General features: G+C 77.5%; 10 protein-coding genes and 3 pseudogenes. All 13 read left to right on the forward strand.

Annotated elements, in window-relative coordinates; all coding sequences use genetic code 11:
* Positions 1–44 precede the first annotated feature (44 nt).
* Entirely contained in the window at positions 45–3,713 is a 3,669-nt protein-coding gene (gene cobN / locus GA0070603_RS00940) for a cobaltochelatase subunit CobN (protein WP_091305774.1), read from the forward strand.
* On the forward strand, positions 3,710–6,073 hold the full coding sequence (locus GA0070603_RS00945; RefSeq protein WP_091305775.1) for a VWA domain-containing protein: 2,364 nt from the start codon (positions 3,710–3,712) through the stop codon (positions 6,071–6,073). Before cobN ends, GA0070603_RS00945 begins: the two co-directional genes overlap by 4 nt.
* Entirely contained in the window at positions 6,073–6,684 is a 612-nt protein-coding gene (cobO, locus tag GA0070603_RS00950; RefSeq protein WP_091305777.1) for a cob(I)yrinic acid a,c-diamide adenosyltransferase, read from the forward strand. Before GA0070603_RS00945 ends, cobO begins: the two co-directional genes overlap by 1 nt.
* Positions 6,678–8,033 carry a cobyrinic acid a,c-diamide synthase CobB gene (locus GA0070603_RS00955; RefSeq protein ID WP_091305779.1) on the forward strand — a complete coding sequence of 452 codons (1,356 nt, stop codon included), beginning with the start codon at positions 6,678–6,680 and terminating at the stop codon, positions 8,031–8,033. The genes cobO and GA0070603_RS00955 overlap by 7 nt, the downstream gene beginning before the upstream one ends.
* Entirely contained in the window at positions 8,030–8,788 is a 759-nt protein-coding gene (cobI, locus tag GA0070603_RS00960; RefSeq protein ID WP_091305780.1) for a precorrin-2 C(20)-methyltransferase, read from the forward strand. Before GA0070603_RS00955 ends, cobI begins: the two co-directional genes overlap by 4 nt.
* Positions 8,789–8,790: 2 nt before the next feature.
* Positions 8,791–9,624, forward strand: a complete 834-nt coding sequence (cobM, locus tag GA0070603_RS00965; protein ID WP_091321348.1) for a precorrin-4 C(11)-methyltransferase — start codon at positions 8,791–8,793, stop codon at positions 9,622–9,624.
* Positions 9,621–10,766, forward strand: a complete 1,146-nt coding sequence (locus GA0070603_RS00970; protein ID WP_091305782.1) for a cobalt-precorrin-5B (C(1))-methyltransferase — start codon at positions 9,621–9,623, stop codon at positions 10,764–10,766. The genes cobM and GA0070603_RS00970 overlap by 4 nt, the downstream gene beginning before the upstream one ends.
* 2 nt (positions 10,767–10,768) lie before the next feature.
* Positions 10,769–11,368: pseudogene (gene cbiE, locus GA0070603_RS32525) on the forward strand (precorrin-6y C5,15-methyltransferase (decarboxylating) subunit CbiE); the annotation flags it as partial.
* Positions 11,369–12,176: 808 nt separating this feature from the next.
* Positions 12,177–13,922 carry a precorrin-3B C(17)-methyltransferase gene (cobJ, locus tag GA0070603_RS00980; protein WP_091321350.1) on the forward strand — a complete coding sequence of 582 codons (1,746 nt, stop codon included), beginning with the start codon at positions 12,177–12,179 and terminating at the stop codon, positions 13,920–13,922.
* Positions 13,910–14,068: pseudogene (locus tag GA0070603_RS00985) on the forward strand (4Fe-4S binding protein); the annotation flags it as partial. The gene cobJ and the pseudogene GA0070603_RS00985, both read left to right, overlap by 13 nt.
* 26 nt (positions 14,069–14,094) lie before the next feature.
* A complete protein-coding gene (locus GA0070603_RS00990) occupies positions 14,095–15,171 on the forward strand; it encodes a HoxN/HupN/NixA family nickel/cobalt transporter (RefSeq protein WP_244282337.1) in 1,077 nt (358 codons plus the stop codon).
* Positions 15,168–15,761: a precorrin-8X methylmutase gene (locus GA0070603_RS00995; RefSeq protein WP_091305790.1), complete on the forward strand. Its 594-nt coding sequence runs from the start codon at positions 15,168–15,170 to the stop codon at positions 15,759–15,761. Before GA0070603_RS00990 ends, GA0070603_RS00995 begins: the two co-directional genes overlap by 4 nt.
* Positions 15,758–17,416, forward strand: a pseudogene (gene cobA / locus GA0070603_RS01000) (uroporphyrinogen-III C-methyltransferase); the annotation flags it as partial. The gene GA0070603_RS00995 and the pseudogene cobA, both read left to right, overlap by 4 nt.
* Between the last annotated feature and the right edge of the window lie 4 nt (positions 17,417–17,420).

Raw genomic sequence — 17,420 nt, forward strand, 5'->3', positions numbered from 1 at the left:
GCCGGCCCCGCCGCGCCGCCGGGCGTCACGCTCCGGAGCCGTCCGTGCGCATCCTGCTGCTCTCCACCGCCGACACCGACCTGCTCGCCGCCCGCGCCAGCGGCGCCGACTTCCGGCTCGCCAACCCCGCCCGGGTCGCCGCCGACGCCGTGCCCGCGCTGCTCGACGGCGCCGACCTGGCCGTCGTACGCCTGCTCGGTGGCCGGCAGGCGTGGCCGGACGGCCTCGCCGCGGTGCTCGACTCCGGCGTGCCCACGGTCGTGCTCGGCGGCGAGGCGGTGCCCGACGCGGAGCTGATGGCGGCGTCCACGGTGGCCGCCGGGGTGGCCGCCGAGGCGCTCGCCTACCTGGTCGAGGGCGGCCCGGAGAACCTCGCCGAGCTGGCCCGGTTCCTCTCTGACACCGTGCTGCTCACCGGCGAGGGCTTCGCCCCGCCCGCGCCCACCCCGCCGCACGGGATCCTCGGCCCCGACCCGGTCCCCGACGGCCGGCCGGTGGTGGGCATCGTCTTCTACCGGGCGCACGCGCTGGCCGGGAACACCGCCTTCGTCGAGACCCTGGCCGACGCGGTCACGGCGGCCGGCGGGCAGCCGCTGCCGGTGTACTGCGGCTCGCTGCGCGGGCTCACCCCGGGCGCGGGCCCGCTCGATCTGTTCGCGCGCTGCGACGCGCTCGTGGTGACGGTGCTCGCGGCGGGCGGTGCGGTCGCCGCGGACGCCTCCGGCGGCGGCGACGAGGACGCCTGGGACGTCGGCGCGCTCGCCGCCCTGGACGTGCCGATCGTCCAGGCGCTCTGCCTCACCAGCGACCGCGACCGGTGGGCGGCCAGCGACGCCGGACTGTCCCCGTTGGACGCCGCCATGCAGGTGGCCATCCCCGAGTTCGACGGCCGGATCGTCACCGTGCCGTTCTCCTTCAAGCGGATCGACGCCGACGGGCTCTCCGTCTACGAGCCCGACCCGGAGCGCGCCGCCCGGGTCGCCGGCATCGCCGTCCGGCAGGCCCGGCTGCGGCACGTGCCGAACGCCGACAAGCGCCTGGCGATCGTGCTCAGCTCGTACCCGACCAAGCACTCCCGGGTCGGCAACGCCGTCGGCCTGGACACGCCGGCCTCCGCGGTCCGGCTGCTGGCCGCCCTCGCCGACGCCGGCTACCACCTGGGCGACGCTCCGGTGCCGGACGACGGGGACGCGCTGATCCACGCCCTGATCGCCGCCGGCGGGCACGACGTCGAGTGGCTCACCCCGGAACAGCTCGCCGCCGCCGAGGCCCGGGTGCCGGGGGAGACCTACCGGCGCTGGTTCGACGCCGTCCCCGCCCCGCTGCGCGAGCGGATGCGGGAGCACTGGGGCGAGCCGCCCGGCCGGCTCTACACCGACGGCGGCGACATCGTCCTCGCCGGGCTGCGCTTCGGCAACGTGGCGCTGCTCATCCAGCCGCCCCGCGGCTTCGGCGAGAACCCCGTGGCCATCTACCACGACCCGGACCTGCCGCCCAGCCACCACTACCTGGCCGCGTACCGCTGGCTGGCCGCACCCGTCGCCGACGGCGGTTTCGGCGCGGAGGCCGTAATCCACCTCGGCAAGCACGGCACCCTGGAGTGGCTGCCCGGCAAGGGCCTCGGGCTGGCCGCCGACTGCGCCCCCGACGCGGTCCTCGGCGACCTGCCGCTGGTCTACCCGTTCATCGTCAACGACCCCGGCGAGGGCACCCAGGCCAAGCGCCGCGCCCACGCCGTCGTGGTCGACCACCTGGTGCCGCCCATGGCCCGCGCCGAGACCTACGGCGACCTGGCGAAGCTCGAACAGCTCCTCGACGAGTACGCCACCGTGCAGGCCCTCGACCCGGCCAAGGCGCCCACCGTGCAACGGCAGATCTGGGACCTCGTACGCGCCGCCGAGCTGCACCACGACCTGCACCAGGCGGAGATGCCCGGCGCGGACGACTTCGACGACTTCGTGCTGCACCTCGACGGCTACCTCTGCGAGGTCAAGGACGTGCAGATCCGCGACGGGCTGCACGTGCTCGCCGAGGCGCCCGCCGGGGAGGCCCGGGTCAACCTGGTGCTCGCCGTGCTGCGCGCCCCGCAGGTCTGGGGCGGGGTGCGGGCGCTGCCCGGGCTGCGCCAGGCCCTCGCCGCCCACGCCGGCCTCGACGAGGCGGCGCTGCTCGCCGAGCCCGGCGCGCGGATCGCCGTGCCGGCGGCGCTCACCGAGGCCGTCGACGGGCCGGCCGCCACCGCGGCCGACGCCGTCGACCTCGTCGAGGCCCTGGCCCGCCGGCTCGTGCTCGGCATGGAGACCCTCGGCTGGGACGACACCTTGGCCGGCGCGGTGGTCGAGGAGGTGGTCGGCGCTCCGGTGCCCGACGCCACCGAGGTGCTCCGCTTCGCCGCCCGCGAGGTGGTGCCCCGGCTGGACCGCACCACCGACGAGATCGACCGGGTGCTCGGCGCGCTCGCCGGCCGGTTCGTGCCGCCCGGCCCGTCCGGCTCGCCCACCCGCGGACTGGTCAACGTGCTCCCCACCGGGCGCAACTTCTACTCGGTCGACCCGAAGGCCATCCCCAGCCGCAACGCCTGGGACGTCGGGGTGGCCCTCGCCGACTCGCTGCTGGCCCGGCACCTCGCCGACACCGGGGCGTACCCGCGCTCGGTCGGACTCACCGTCTGGGGCACCAGCGCCATGCGCACCCAGGGCGACGACATCGCCGAGGTGCTGGCGCTGCTCGGCGTCCGTCCCACCTGGGACGACAGGTCCCGGCGCGTCACCGGCGTCGAGGTGGTGCCCCTGGCCGAGCTGGGCCGCCCCCGGATCGACGTCACGGTGCGCATCTCCGGCTTCTTCCGGGACGCCTTCCCGCACGTGGTCGCCCTCATCGACGACGCCGTCCGGCAGGTCGCCGCGCTCGACGAGCCGGCCGCCGAGAACCACGTGAAGGCGCACGTCGACGCGGACGTCGCCGAGCACGGCGACCCGCGCCGGGCCACCGCCCGGATCTTCGGCTCCAAACCGGGGGCGTACGGGGCCGGGCTGCTGCCGCTCATCGACGCCCGGAACTGGCGCACCGACGCCGACCTGGCGGAGGTGTACGCCGTCTGGGGCGGCTACGCGTACGGGCCCGGGCTGGACGGGCGGGAGGCGCGCGCCGACATGGAACGCTCCTTCGCCCGCATCGCCGTCGCCGTGAAGAACCAGGACACCCGCGAGCACGACATCGTCGACTCCGACGACTACTTCCAGTACCACGGCGGGATGGTGGCCATGGTCCGCCACCTCACCGGCGGCGCCCCGGCCGCGTACGTGGGCGACTCCGCCATGCCGCACGACGTGCGCACCCGCACGCTCGGCGAGGAGACGCGGCGGGTGTTCCGCGCCCGCGTGGTCAACCCGCGCTGGATCGCCGCCATGCGCCGGCACGGCTACAAGGGCGCCTTCGAGCTGGCCGCCACCGTGGACTACCTGTTCGGCTACGACGCCACCGCCGGGGTCGTCGACGACTGGATGTACGAGCGGCTCGCCGAGGCGTACCTCTTCGACCCGGAGACCCGGGAGTTCCTGGAGCGGTCCAACCCGTGGGCGCTGCGCGGCATCGCCGAACGGCTGCTGGAGGCCGCCGACCGAGGGCTGTGGGCGGCGCCCGAGCCGACCACGGTCGACCGCCTGCACGAGACGTACCTGGCCAGCGAGGGCGACCTGGAGGACCGGCAATGACGAGTTATCCGTTCAGCGCGGTGCTCGGGATGGACGAGATGCGCCTCGCCCTGCTGCTCAACGCGGTCAGCCCGGCCGTCGGCGGGGTCCTGGTCCGGGGCGAGAAGGGCACCGCCAAGTCCACCGCCGTCCGCGCCCTGGCCGGGCTGCTGCCCCCGGTCGACCGGGTCGCCGCCTGCCGCTTCGCCTGCGACCCGGCCGCGCCCGACCCGGGCTGCCCGGACGGGCCGCACCCGGCCGGGTCGGCGGCCGAGCGCCGCCCGGCCCGCCTGGTCGAACTGCCGGTCGGCGCCGCCGAGGACCGGGTGGTCGGCTCGCTCGACCTCGAGAAGGCCCTCGCCGAGGGGGTACGCGCCTACGAGCCCGGCCTGCTCGCCGCCGCCCACCGCGGCGTGCTCTACGTCGACGAGGTCAACCTCCTCCACGACCACCTCGTCGACCTGTTGCTGGACGCCGCCGCCATGGGCCGCTGCCACGTCGAGCGGGAGGGCGTCTCGGTCAGCCACGCCGCCCGGTTCCTGCTGGTCGGCACCATGAACCCGGAGGAGGGGGAGTTGCGCCCCCAGTTGCTCGACCGGTTCGGGCTCACCGTCGAGGTGGCCGCCAGCCGCGACCCCGCCGTACGCGCCGAGGTGGTCCGCCGCCGCCTCGCCGCCGACACCGACCCGGCCGGCTTCGCCGCCGGCTGGGCGGAGGCGGACGCCGAGGTGGCCCGCCGGGTCGCCGCAGCCCGGCGCCGCCTGCCCCGGGTGGCGCTGCCCGACGCGGCGCTGCGGCAGATCGCCGAGGTCTGCGCCGCGTTCGACGTGGACGGCATGCGCGCCGACATCGTGACCGCCCGCACCGCCGTGGCGCACGCCGCCTGGCAGGGCCGGGACCGGGTGACCGCCGACGACGTCCGGGTCGCCGCCCGGCTGGCCCTGCCGCACCGCCGCCGCCGGGACCCGTTCGACACCCCGGGGCTGGACGAGCAGCGCCTGGACGAGGCCCTGCGCCGAGCCCGCGAGCAGCACCCCGACGACGACCCGGACGACGGCGACCCGGACGGCGGCCCGGACGGTGGTCCCGGCGGTCCCGGGCCGGACGCCGGTCCTCGTGGCGGGGACGGCGGCTCGGACGGCGCCGGGTCGGACCCAGACGGTCCCAGCCGGCCGGCCCACCGGAAGGGCGGCGCCGACGGCCGGGACCGCTCGGGAGGGTCCGACGAGGACGGCCGCCCCGGGCCGCCGGACGACGGCGGCGGAGCCGGCCGGGACGGTCGCTGGCCGGCCAACGGCCGGACCGGCGACGGCGACTTCACCGACGGCCGAACCGGCGACGGCAGGTTCGACGACGGGTACCGGTCGGGCGAACGCGCCGGCCACGACGCCGCCGGGGCGGACCGTTTCGGTCATCCAGGCGATGACGCGGGCGCCGGAGAGGGCAGAAATGGCGCCGACGCCGACCGGCCGGCGGGAGAGGCGTCGCCGAGTGGCGGCCGGCCGCACACCCGCCGGTCCCGATCCGGCGGCCCGCCGGGGGACCCGGACCACGCGGTGGGCGCGAGCGTCGCCGTTCCCGACCCGGGGCTGCGGGCCCGGCTGTTCACCGCGCCCGGCGTCGGCGAGGGGGTGCCCGGCCGGCGCTCCCGGGCCCGGACCGGGCGGGGCCGCACCACCGGCGCCCGGGTGCCCGCCGGCCGCGCCGAGGCGCTGCACCTGCCGGCCACCGTCCGGGCCGCCGCCCCGCACCAGGCCGCGCGGGGCCGGGGCGGTGGGCCGCTGCGGCTGCGCCCGTCCGACGTGCGCGAGGCGGTCCGCGAGGGGCGCGAGGGCAACCTCGTCCTCTTCGTGGTGGACGCCAGCGGGTCGATGGGCGCCTCGGAGCGGATGTCCGCCGTGAAGGGCGCGGTGCTGGCCCTGCTCACCGACGCGTACCAGCGGCGGGACAAGGTGGCAGTGGTCGCCTTCCGGGGCACGGGCGCGCAGACCCTCCTCCCGGCCACGTCCTCCGTGCTGGCCGCCTCGACCCGGCTGGCCGAGTTGCCCACCGGCGGGCGTACCCCGCTCGCCGAGGGACTGCTCGCGGCGGCCGACCTGCTCCGGGTGGAGAGGTTGCGCGACCCGAAGCGGCGCCCCCTCGTGCTGGTGGTCACCGACGGCCGGGCCACCGCCGGCCCCCGTCCCCTCGACCGGGCGGACCGGGCGGCAGCCGTCCTCGCCGCCACGGGCGCCCCCTGCGTCGTCGTCGACTGCGAGTCCGGCCCGATCCGCCTCCACCTGGCCCGCCGCCTGGCTGCCCGTCTCCGAGCCCCGCACCACCACCTCGCCGACGTGACCAGCGACCCGCTCGTCGGCCTCACCACGAGGAGCGTTGCCTGATGCCGCAGGGAAAGCCGAGCCATGTGCCCGTCGACGGGTTGACCACCCGGCAGCGGCGGCACCGGCCGCTGGTCATCGTCCACACGGGACAGATGAAGGGGAAGTCGACGGCCGCGTTCGGGCTGGCGCTGCGGGCGTGGACCGCCGGGCTGCCGATCGGCGTGTTCCAGTTCGTCAAGAGCGCCAAGTGGCGCGTGGGCGAGGAGAACGCCTTCCGGGCCCTCGGCGAGGTGCACGAGCGCACCGGGCAGGGCGCCCCGGTGAGCTGGCACAAGATGGGCGAGGGCTGGTCCTGGATCCAGCGCGGCGGCGACGCCGACCACGCCGAGGACGCCCGGGAGGGGTGGCGGCAGATCCAGCGGGACCTGGCCGCCGAGCGCTACGGGCTCTACGTGCTCGACGAGTTCACGTACCCGATGAAGTGGGGCTGGGTCGACGTCGACGAGGTGGTCGCCACGCTGCGCGACCGGCCCGGCTTCCAGCACGTGGTGATCACCGGCCGGGACGCCGACCCGCGGCTGGTCGAGGCCGCCGACCTGGTCGCCGAGCTGACCAAGGTCAAGCACCCGATGGACGCCGGCCAGAAGGGCCAGAAGGGCATCGAATGGTGACGCCCTGGGCGCTGCCCCGACTGGTCGTCGCCGCCCCGGCCAGCGGGCACGGCAAGACCACAGTGGCGACCGGGCTGCTCGCCGCGCTGCGCCGCCGCGGCCTGGCGGTCAGCCCGCACAAGGTCGGACCCGACTACATCGACCCCGGCTACCACGCGCTCGCCGCCGGCCGCCCCGGCCGCAACCTGGATCCCTGGCTGGTCGGGCCGGAGCGGATCGCCCCGCTGCTGCGCCACGGCGCGTCCCTGCCCACCCCGGCCGACGTGGCGGTCGTGGAGGGGGTGATGGGGCTGCACGACGGCGCGGTGGGACACGGCGGGTACGCCTCCACGGCGCACGTCGCCCGCCTCATCGAGGCGCCCGTGCTGCTGGTCCTCGACACCACGGCGCAGGGCCGCTCCGCCGCCGCGCTGGTGCTCGGCCTGCGCGCCTTCGACCCGGCCGTACGCATCGGCGGGGTGATCCTCAACCGGGTCGGCTCGCCCCGGCACGAGACCCTGCTGCGCGACGCGCTCGCCGAGGTGGACGTGCCGGTGCTCGGCGCGGTGACCCGGGCCGCCGAGGTCGCCGCCCCCTCCCGCCACCTCGGGCTGGTGCCGGTCGCCGAACGCGCCCCCGAGTCGGTAGCCGTGGTGGCCGCGCTCGCCGACCTCGTGGAGTCCACCGTGGACCTCGACGCCGTGCTGGCGCTGGCCCGTACCGCGCCGCCGCTGACCGCGCCCGCCTGGGACCCGGCCGCCGCCGTCGGCGGTCCCGCCGGCGCCGCCCGCCCGGTCGTCGCGGTCGCCGGCGGGGCGGCCTTCACCTTCTCGTACGCGGAGACCGCCGAACTGCTCACCGCGGCCGGCGCGGCTGTGGTGACCCTCGACCCGCTGCGCGACGGGGCCCTGCCGCCCGGCACCCGGGCCGTGGTGATCGGCGGTGGCTTCCCCGAGCTGCACGCCGACGCCCTGGCCGCCAACACCGCGCTCCGCGCCGAGCTGGCCGGCTTCGACGGGCCGGTGGTGGCCGAGTGCGCCGGGCTGCTGTACCTCGGCCGCGCCCTCGACGGGGTGCCGATGTGCGGGCGGCTCGACCACACAGCGCGGATGACCGGCCGGCTCACCCTCGGCTACCGCGAGGCCGTGGCCGCCGCCGACTCCCCGGCGCACCGTGCCGGCGACCCGGTACGCGGACACGAGTTCCACCGCACCGTCACCGACCCCGGGCACGGGGACCGCCCCGCGTGGCACTGGGACGGCGCCGCGCACGGCTTCGTGGCCGGGCGGGTGCACGCCTCCTACCTGCACACCCACTGGGCCGGGCACCCGGCGGCGGCCCGGCGGCTCGTCGAGGCGGCGAGCCGGTGAACCCGCCCGGTGCCGTGCTGACCGGGGTCGGGGTCGGACCCGGCGACCCCGAACTGCTGACGCTCAAGGCCGTGCGGCTGCTGGGCGAGGCCGACCTGGTGTTCGTACCCGTGCTGGACCGGCACGCCGCGGACCCGGACGCGCCCCCCGGCCGGGCCGAGACGACCGTGCGGGCGCACGTGCCCGCGGACCGGCTGCGCCGGCTGCCGTTCGCCCTCGACGACCGCGGCGGGGTGACCGCCCGCCGCGAGCGCGCCTGGGACGCCGCGGCGGCGGCCGTGGTGGCCGCCCTCGACGCGGGCGCCCGGTCGGTCGCCTTCGCCACCATCGGCGATCCCAACGTCTACTCCACCTTCGGCTACCTGGCCGACGGCGTCCGGGCCCGGCGGCCCGCGGTCGAGGTGCGGACCGTGCCCGGCATCACCGCCATGCAGGAGCTGGCCGCCCGGGCCGGCGTGCCGCTCTGCGAGGGCCGCGAACCGCTGACCCTGCTGCCCGCCACCGCCGGGCTCACGCCGGTCGCCGACGCGCTCGCCGGCCCCGGCACCGTCGTCGTCTACAAGGGCTGGCGCCGCCACCCCGATCTGGTCGACGAGCTGCGCCGGCAGGGCCGGCTCGACGACGCCGTGCTGGGCCGGGCGGTCGGCCTGCCGGGCGAGCGCATCGGACCGGTGGACGGCGACGCCACCGACCTGCCCTACCTGTCGACGCTGCTGGTCCCGGCCCGCCGGGACGGCCGGGGAGGAAAACTGTGACCATCACCGGCAAGGTCTGGTTCGTCGGGGCCGGCCCCGGCGCCGCCGACCTGCTCACCCTGCGCGCCGCCCGGGTCATCGCCGAGGCCGACGTGGTGATCTGGGCCGCGAGCCTCGTGCACGCCGACGTGCTCGCCCACGCGCGGCCGGGCGCCGAGATCGTGGACTCCTCCCAGCTGCCCATCGAGGGGGTCCGCCCGCTCTACGAGCGCGCCGCCGCCGACGGGCTCACCGTGGCCCGGATCCACTCCGGCGACCCGGCCCTGTGGGGCGCCGTGCAGGAGCAGCTCGACCTGTGCCGCGCCCTCGGCCTGGCCGTGGAGGTGGTGCCCGGCGTGTCCTCGTTCACCGCTGTCGCCGCGCTGGTCGGCCGGGAACTGACCATCCCCGAGGTCGCCCAGTCGGTGATCCTCACCCGCCTCGAAGGCGGCAAGACGCCGATGCCGCCCGGCGAGCGGGTCCGCGAGTTCGCCCGGCACGGCACCACCATGGCGCTGTTCCTCTCCGCCGCCCGCTCCGGGCAGGCGCAGGCGGAGCTGCTGGCCGGCGGCTACCCGCCGGAGACCCCGGTGGTGGTGGCCTACCAGGCGACGTGGCCGGACGAGCTGGTGGTCCGGTGCGCGCTGGGCGAGCTGGAGGCCACCGTCAAGGCGCACAAGCTCTGGAAGCACACGCTGTTCCTGGTCGGACCGGCGCTCGCCGCCACCGGCACCCGCTCGCACCTCTACCACCCGGGCCACTTCCACACTCACCGCCGGGCCGAGCCGGCCGCCCGCGCCGCGCTCCGCCGCGCCCGCGCCGACCGGTCCGGCGACGCCGCCGGGGACGGCCGGTGACGTACGCCGAGCCGCCGCTGCGCGAGCCGGACCTGCCGCGTACGGCCAAGGTCCGGCCCACCGCGCTGCGGACCGGCTGGACCACCGGCGCGTGCGCCACCGCGGCGACCAAGGCGGCCCTGACCGCGCTGGTCACGGGCGAGCCGCAGCGCCGGGTGGAGATCGGCCTGCCGGCCGGGCGGCGGGTCACCTTCGCGGTGGCCCGGTGCGACCTCGACCCGTCCCAGCGGGCGGAGGCCGTGGTGGTCAAGGACGCCGGCGACGACCCGGACGTCACCCACGGCGCCGAGCTGACCGCCACCGTCACCTGGCGGGACGAGCCCGGGCTGCGCCTCGACGGCGGGCCGGGCGTCGGCACGGTCACCCGGCCGGGGCTCGGCCTGGCGGTGGGCGGCCCGGCCATCAACGAGACCCCGCGCCGCATGATCGGCCAGGCCGTCGCCGAGGTGGTCGACCTGGGCGAGACCGGGGTACGCGTGGTGATCAGCGTGCCCCGCGGCGAGATCATGGCCCGCAAGACCACCAACCGGCGGCTCGGCATCCTCGGCGGCATCTCCATCCTGGGCACGACCGGGATCGTCCGGCCGTTCTCCACCGCCTCGTGGCGGGCCAGTGTGGTGCAGGCCGTGCACGTGATGGCCGCCCAGGGGGAGCGGACCGTGGTGCTGTGCACCGGTGGGCGTACCGAGCGTGCCGCCCGGGCGCTCCTGCCGGACCTGCCCGAGGTGTGCTTCGTCGAGGTCGGCGACTTCACCGGCGCGGCGGTCACCGCCGCCGTCGGCGACGGGATGACCGGGGTCGTCTTCGTCGGCATGGCCGGCAAGCTGGCCAAGCTGGCCGCCGGCATCCTCATGACCCACTACACCCGCTCCAAGGTGGACCTCTCGCTGCTCGGCGCGATCACCGCCGAGGCCGGCGGCGACCCGGACCTGGTCGCCGCGGTGGCGGCGGCCAACACCGGCCGGCACGCGTACGAGCTGTGGGCGGCCGCCGGTCTGCTCGGCCCGGCCGGGGACCTGCTCTGCCGGCGGGTCCGTCAGGTGCTGCTCCGCTTCGCCGGCCACGCGGTCACCGTCGACGTGGCCATGGTGGACTTCGCGGGCGCCCGGGTGGTCGCCTCCTCCGGACGGTGGGCCGCGTGACCCCTACCGTGCTCGTGGCCGGGATCGACGCGGCCGGCCGACCGGCGCACCCCGCGCTCGCGGAGGCGCTGGCCGGCGCCGGGCTGGTCGTCGGCGCGGCCCGGCACCTGGCCGCCGTGCCGGTGCCGCCGGGCTGCGCCACCGTCGTGCTCGGCCCGCTCGCCCCCGCCCTGGACCGGCTCGCCGCCGCCGTCGCCGCCGGCACGCCCGCGGTGGTGCTGGCCAGCGGCGACCCCGGGTTCTTCGGCATCGTCCGCCGGCTCCGGGCGGCCGGCCTGCCGGTGCGGGTGCTGCCCGCCGTCTCCAGCGTGGCCGCCGCGTTCGCTCGCGCCGGCCTGCCCTGGGACGGCGCGGCCGTGGTCACCGCGCACGGACGGGACCCGCGCCCCGCGCTCAACGCCTGCCGGGCCCTGCCCACCGTCGCCGTGCTCACCGCCCCCGGCGCGGGCGCGGCCGAACTGGGCGCCGGCCTGGCCGGCTGGAACCGTCGCCTCGTCGTCGCCGAGCACCTAGGCACCCCCGACGAACGGGTCACCTGGACCACCCCCGCCGAGGCCGCCGCAAGAACCTGGTCCGACCCGCACGTGCTGCTGAGCCTCGCCCCGGAGATCGCCACACCCGAGGACCCGGCCGCGTCGATCTTGCACTTGCGGCCCGCCTCGCTTCCGGTTCGACCGTTTCGCCCGGGCACCAACTGCAAGATCGCGGGGGATGTCGGGCGGATGCGCGGGGATGACCAGCCTGCTGCCGCGCCTGTCGGGGGTTGGGCCTTGCCCGAGTCCGACTACGTCCATCGGGGCTCGATGATCACCAAGGCGGAGGTTCGGGCTCTTGCCGTGGCCCGGTTGCGGCCTCGGCTGGGACGGCTGGTCTGGGACGTCGGCGCCGGCAGCGGCTCGGTCGGCATCGAGTGCGCCCTGCTCGGCGCGGCGGTGCTCGCCGTCGACCGCGACCCGGACGCGCCGATCCGAGCCAACGCCGCCCGGCACGGCGTCGACGTCCGGGTGGTGACCGGGGCGGCCCCGGGCGCCCTGGCCGGGCTGCCCGACCCGGACGCGGTCTTCGTCGGCGGGGGCGGCGTGGACGTGCTCGCCGCGGTGGCCGACCGCCGCCCGCCCCGGATTGTGGTCACCCTGGCCGCCCTCGACCGGGTCGCGCCGTCCGTGCACCTGCTGCGCGCCGCCGGCTACGCGGTCGACGGCTGCCAGCTCGCCGCCGCCCGCCTCGCCGACCTGCCCGGCGGCTCCCTGCGCCTGGCCGCCACCAACCCGGTCGTCCTGCTCACCGGGGAGCTCCCGTGACCGTCCACCCGGAGGAAGCCGTGACCACACGCTCGGACCCGTCGACCGGGGAGCTCCCGTGACCACCCGCCCGGAGGAAGCCGTGACCACACCCTCGGACCCCCTCGCCATCGCGAGGGGCAGGAAGGGGCCGTTCCCTGTCGGACTCGTGGCGGCGACCGCCGCCGGGCGGCGACACGCGCACCGCCTCGCGGCGGCCTGGCCGCACGCCCGGCTCGTGGAGGCGGAGAGCGTCGCCGACGCGCTGCGGGCGGCCTGGCGGGAGTACGACGCGGTGGTCGCCTTCCTGGCCACCGGCGCGGTGGTCCGGATCCTCGCCCCGCTGCTCGCCGACAAGCGGACCGACCCGGCCGTGGTGGTGGTCGACGAGCCGGCCCGGCACGCGGTGGCCCTGCTCGGCGGGCACGCCGGCGGCGCCAACGCCCTCGCCGCCGAGGTCGGCGCGTTGCTCGACGCCCGGCCGGTGGTCACCACCGCCACCGACGCGGTCGGCCTGCCCGGTCTGGACACCCTCGGCTGGCCCGTGGAGGGCGCGGTGGCCGCCGTGTCCCGGGCGATCCTCGACGGCGAGCCGGTCCGGCTGGTCGCGGACGCCACCTGGCCGCTGCCCGCCCTGCCGGAGAACGTCCGCGTCGAAGTCGCACCCCTGCCGACCGACCCGGCCTCAGCCGAGCACGACGGGAGCGGGGCCGGGTGGCGGATCCTGGTCACCGACCGGGTGGTGCCGCTCGACGGGCGGACCGTGGTGCTGCGCCCGCCGTCCCTGGTCGCCGGGATCGGCTCCAGCCGGGGCGTGCCCGCCGCCGAGGTGACCGGCCTGCTGGGCCGCGCGCTCGCCGCCGCCGGCCTCAGCCCGGCCAGCCTGCGTTGCCTGGCCAGCGTGGACCTGAAGGCCGACGAGGCGGGCATCCGGGCGACCGCCGACGCGTACGGCGTACCCCTGGAGACCTGGCCGGCGGCGGACCTGGCGGCGGTCGACGTGCCGCACCCCAGCGAGGTGGTCCGCGCCGCGGTCGGCACGCCGAGCGTCGCGGAGGCCGCGGCGCTGCGCCACGGCGGCGCGCTGCTGGTGCCGAAGACCGCCTCGGCGATGGCCACCGTCGCGGTGGCCCGGCGGGCCCCGCGCGGCCGGCTGGCGCTGGTCGGCCTCGGCCCCGGCGCGGCCGACCTGCGCACCCCGCGCGCGGTGGCGGAGCTGCGCCGGGCCTCCGTGGTGGTGGGGCTGGACCAGTACCTCGACCAGGTCCGCGACCTGCTCCGCCCCGGCACCCGGGTGCTGGCCAGCGGGCTCGGCGCGGAGGAGGAGCGGGCCCGGGCCGCCGTCGCCGAGGCCGCCGCCGGCCACGCCGTCGCCCTGGTCGGTTCCGGCGACGCCGGGGTGTACGCGATGGCGAGCCCCGCCCTGGAGTACGCCGACGACCGGATCGACGTGGTCGGCGTGCCGGGGGTGACCGCCGGCCTGGCCGCGTCCGCGCTGCTCGGCGCGCCGCTCGGGCATGACCACGTGTACCTGAGCCTGTCCGACCTGCACACCCCGTGGGAGGTGATCGCGTGCCGGATCGCCGCAGCGGCGGAGGGGGACCTGGTGGCGCTGCTCTACAACCCGCGCAGCCGTACCCGGGACTGGCAGCTCGGCGCCGCCCTGGAGACCTTCGCGGCGCACCGCCCGCCGGACACCCCGGTCGGCGTGGTGCGCAACGCCAGCCGCCCCGGCCAGTGGGTGCACCTGGCCACGCTCGCCACCCTCGACCCGGCGCTCGTCGACATGTACAGCGTCGTCGTGGTCGGCAGCTCGCAGACCCGGGTGGTCGCCGGCCGGATGGTCACGCCCCGGGGGTACCGGTGGCGGTCGTGACCATCGGCCCCTGCCAGGGCTGCGGCGCCTGCCTGCTCACCTGCCCGGTGCACGCCATCCGCCCCACCCCCGCCGGCCTGCGCGTCACCGACCGCTGCACCGGCTGCCTCGAATGCCTGGAGATCTGCCCCGTGGACGCCATCCGCGTCGACCCCGAACCCGGAGGGAAGCAATGACCTCGACCCCGACCGCCGCCCCGCCCGTCGGCCGCTGGAGCCGCGCCGAACGGGCCCGCCTCGGCGGCATCGTCTGCGCGGTCGCCGCGTTGCACGTCGCCGGCGTCACCCTGTACCTGTACTGGAACCACCAGCCGGTCGCGGCCGGCGGGCTGGCCGGCGCGGGCACCCTGGCGTACGTGCTGGGGGTGCGGCACGCCTTCGACGCCGACCACATCGCCGCCATCGACGACACCACCCGGCTCATGCTGCTGCGCGGCCGGCGGCCGGTCGGCGTCGGCTTCTTCTTCGCGCTCGGGCACAGCGCCGTGGTGCTGCTGCTCGCCCTGGTGATCGGGCTCGCCTCCAGCCGGCTGTCCGGCGCCCGCATGGACGGCTTCCGTGCGGTCGGCGCCACCGTCGCGGCGGTCACCGCCACCGGCTTCCTGCTGCTGGTGGCGGCCCTCAACGCGGCGGTGCTGGCCGGGCTGGCCCGGCTCTGGCGGCGGCTGCGCGCCGGCGCGCTGGACGAGACCGAGCTGGACCTCCTGCTGCTCAACCGGGGCCTCATGCACCGGATCCTGGGGGCCCGGGCCCGCACCCTGGTCCGCTCCTCCTGGCACATGGCTCCGGTCGGCTTCCTGTTCGGGCTGGGCCTGGAGACGGCCAGCGAGGTGACCCTGCTGGCGCTCTCGGCGAGCACCGCCGCCGCCGGTGGGCTGCCGGTGCTGGCCCTGCTCACCCTGCCGCTGCTCTTCGCCGCCGGGATGTCCGCCATGGACACCGCCGACAGCCTGCTGATGAGCCGCGCCTACTCGTGGGCGTACCGGCAGCCGGCCCGGCGGCTCTGGTACAACCTGGCCACCACCACGATGACCGTACTGGTCGGCGGCCTGGTCGCCAGCGTCTACCTGGCCGGGCTGCTCGCCGACCGGCTCGGCGTCGCGGCCCTGGCCGGGTACGCCTCGATCGCCGACCATTTCGAGCAGCTCGGCTACGCCGTGGTGGGCCTCTTCGCGCTCGCCTGGGGCGGCGCCGTGCTGCTCTGGCGGCTGCGCGGTTACGACCGCCGCTACGGGCGGGCGGAATCATGACGCGCACCGTGCACCCCATCGAGGCGGAGTCGTACCGGATCCTGCGCGACCGGGTCGACCTGTCCCACCTGCCGCCGCTGACCCGGGCGGTCACCGAGCGGGTGGTGCACGCCAGCGCCGACCTCGACTACGTCACCGACCTGGTCTGCGACGAGGCCGGCCTGGCCGCCGGGCTGGCCGCGCTGCGGGCCGGCGCGCCGATCGTCACCGACGTGTGGATGGTCGCCGCCGGCATCACCCGGGCCGGGCGGGAGATCGTCTGCCCGGTCGCCGAGCCGGCCGCCGCCGAGCTGGGCCGCGCCGCCGGCGTCACCCGTTCGGCGGCGGCGGTGCGGATCGCGTACGACCGGGTCGGCCCGGGCGCCGTCTGGGTGGTCGGCTGCGCCCCCACCGCGCTCGTCGAACTGATCGGCCTCGACGCGGCCCCGGCGCTGGTGGTCGGCCTGCCGGTCGGCTTCGTCGGCGCGGCCGAGTCCAAGGCGGCGCTGCGGGCCAGCGGCCTGCCCGCCGTGTCCAACGTGGGGGAGAAGGGCGGCTCCGCGGTGGCCGCCGCCGCCCTCAACGCCCTGCTGTACCTGGAGGACAAGTGAACGACCGTACCCCGCTGCTGATCGTCGGGCACGGCACCCGCAGCGCCGCCGGCGTCGGCCAGTTCGCCGCGCTCGTCGAGCGGATCCGCCGCCGGGAGGCCGTCGCCGACGTGGAGGGCGGCTTCATCGAACTGTCCCGCCCGCCGCTGACCGACGCGGTCGGCGCCCTCGCCGGGCGGGGCCACCGCCGCCTGGTGGCGCTGCCGCTGGTGCTGGCCGCCGCCGGGCACGGCAAGGGCGACATCCCCGCCGCCCTCGCCCGGGAGAAGCGGCGCCACCCCGGCCTCCGGTACGCCTACGGCCGGCCCCTCGGCCCCCACCCGCTGTTGCAGGAGGTGCTGTCGGAGCGCGTCGACGCGGCGCTCGACGGCGCCGACCGGGCCGGCACCTGGGTCGCCCTGATCGGGCGCGGCTCCACCGACCCGGACGCCAACGCCGAGGTGACAAAGGTGGCCCGGCTGCTCTGGGAGGGGCGCGGCTACGCCGGCGTGGAACCCGGCTTCGTCTCCCTCGCGGAGCCGTCCGTGCCGGCCGTGCTGGAGCGGCTGCGGCGGCTCGGCGCCCGGCGGATCGTGGTCGCCCCGTACTTCCTCTTCGCCGGGGTGCTGCCCGACCGGATCGTGGCCCAGAGCCGGGAGTTCGCCGCCGACCGTCCCGACCTGGACGTGCGGGTCGCCGAGGTGATCGGCGACTGCGACGCCCTCGCCGACCTGGTCCTCGAACGGCACGCCGAGGCGCTGCGCGGGGACATCCGGATGAACTGCGACACCTGCGCGTACCGGGTGGCGCTGCCCGGGTTCGCCGACAAGGTGGGGCGGCCGCAGACCCCCCACCACCACCCCGACGACCCGGCCGACGGCCACGGCCACCACCATCACCACGCCGACCATCACCACGAGCCGGCGTTGCGCCCCGGCCAGGTCGCCGTCGTGGGCGGCGGGCCCGGCCCGAACGACCTGATCACGGTACGCGGCAGGGCGCTGCTCGACGCCGCCGACGTGGTGGTGGCCGACCGGCTCGCCCCCGCCGGGCTGCTGCGCGGCCTGCGCCCCGGCGTGCTCGTGGTGGACGCCGCCAAGGTGCCCCGCGGCCCGTCGATGGCCCAGGAGACCATCAACGAGACACTCGTGGCGCACGCCCGCGCCGGCAAGCGGGTGGTCCGGCTCAAGGGCGGCGACCCGTACGTCTTCGGCCGCGGCCACGAGGAGGTCCTCGCCTGCGCGGCGGCCGGGGTGGAGACGGTGCTGGTGCCCGGGGTGAGCAGCGCGGTGGCCGCGCCCGCCCTGGCCGGCGTGCCGGTCACCCACCGGGGCGTGGCGCACGAGGTCACCGTGGTCTCCGGGCACCTGCCGCCCGGTCACCCGGACTCCCTGGTGGACTGGGCCGCCCTGGCCCGGGCCCGCGGCACGCTGGTGCTGCTCATGGCGGTGGACACGGTCGGGCGGATCGCCGCCGAGCTGCTCGCCCACGGCCGGGCGGCCGGGACGCCGGTGCTGGTGGTCCGGGACGCCGGCCACCCCGAGCAGTGGACGGCCCGGTGCCGGCTGGACGAGGTCGGCGCGCTGGCGGATCGCGACGACGTCCGGCCACCGGCGGTCTTCGTGGTCGGACCGGTGGTGGCGCTCGCCGCCGACCCCGCTCCGGCGCCCGAGGGGGCCG

Origin of the sequence: Micromonospora chersina (genome assembly GCF_900091475.1) — a bacterium.
Taxonomy (GTDB): domain Bacteria; phylum Actinomycetota; class Actinomycetes; order Mycobacteriales; family Micromonosporaceae; genus Micromonospora; species Micromonospora chersina.

What these genes read in the sequence shown, in the direction of transcription:
- GA0070603_RS00945 (WP_091305775.1), top strand. Translation starts at nt 3,710, where the DNA reads ATGACGAGTTATCCGTTCAGCGCGGTGCTCGGGATGGACGAGATGCGC.
- cobO (WP_091305777.1), top strand. Translation starts at nt 6,073, where the DNA reads ATGCCGCAGGGAAAGCCGAGCCATGTGCCCGTCGACGGGTTGACCACC.
- GA0070603_RS00955 (WP_091305779.1), top strand. Translation starts at nt 6,678, where the DNA reads ATGGTGACGCCCTGGGCGCTGCCCCGACTGGTCGTCGCCGCCCCGGCC.
- GA0070603_RS00990 (WP_244282337.1), top strand. Translation starts at nt 14,095, where the DNA reads ATGACCTCGACCCCGACCGCCGCCCCGCCCGTCGGCCGCTGGAGCCGC.
- GA0070603_RS00995 (WP_091305790.1), top strand. Translation starts at nt 15,168, where the DNA reads ATGACGCGCACCGTGCACCCCATCGAGGCGGAGTCGTACCGGATCCTG.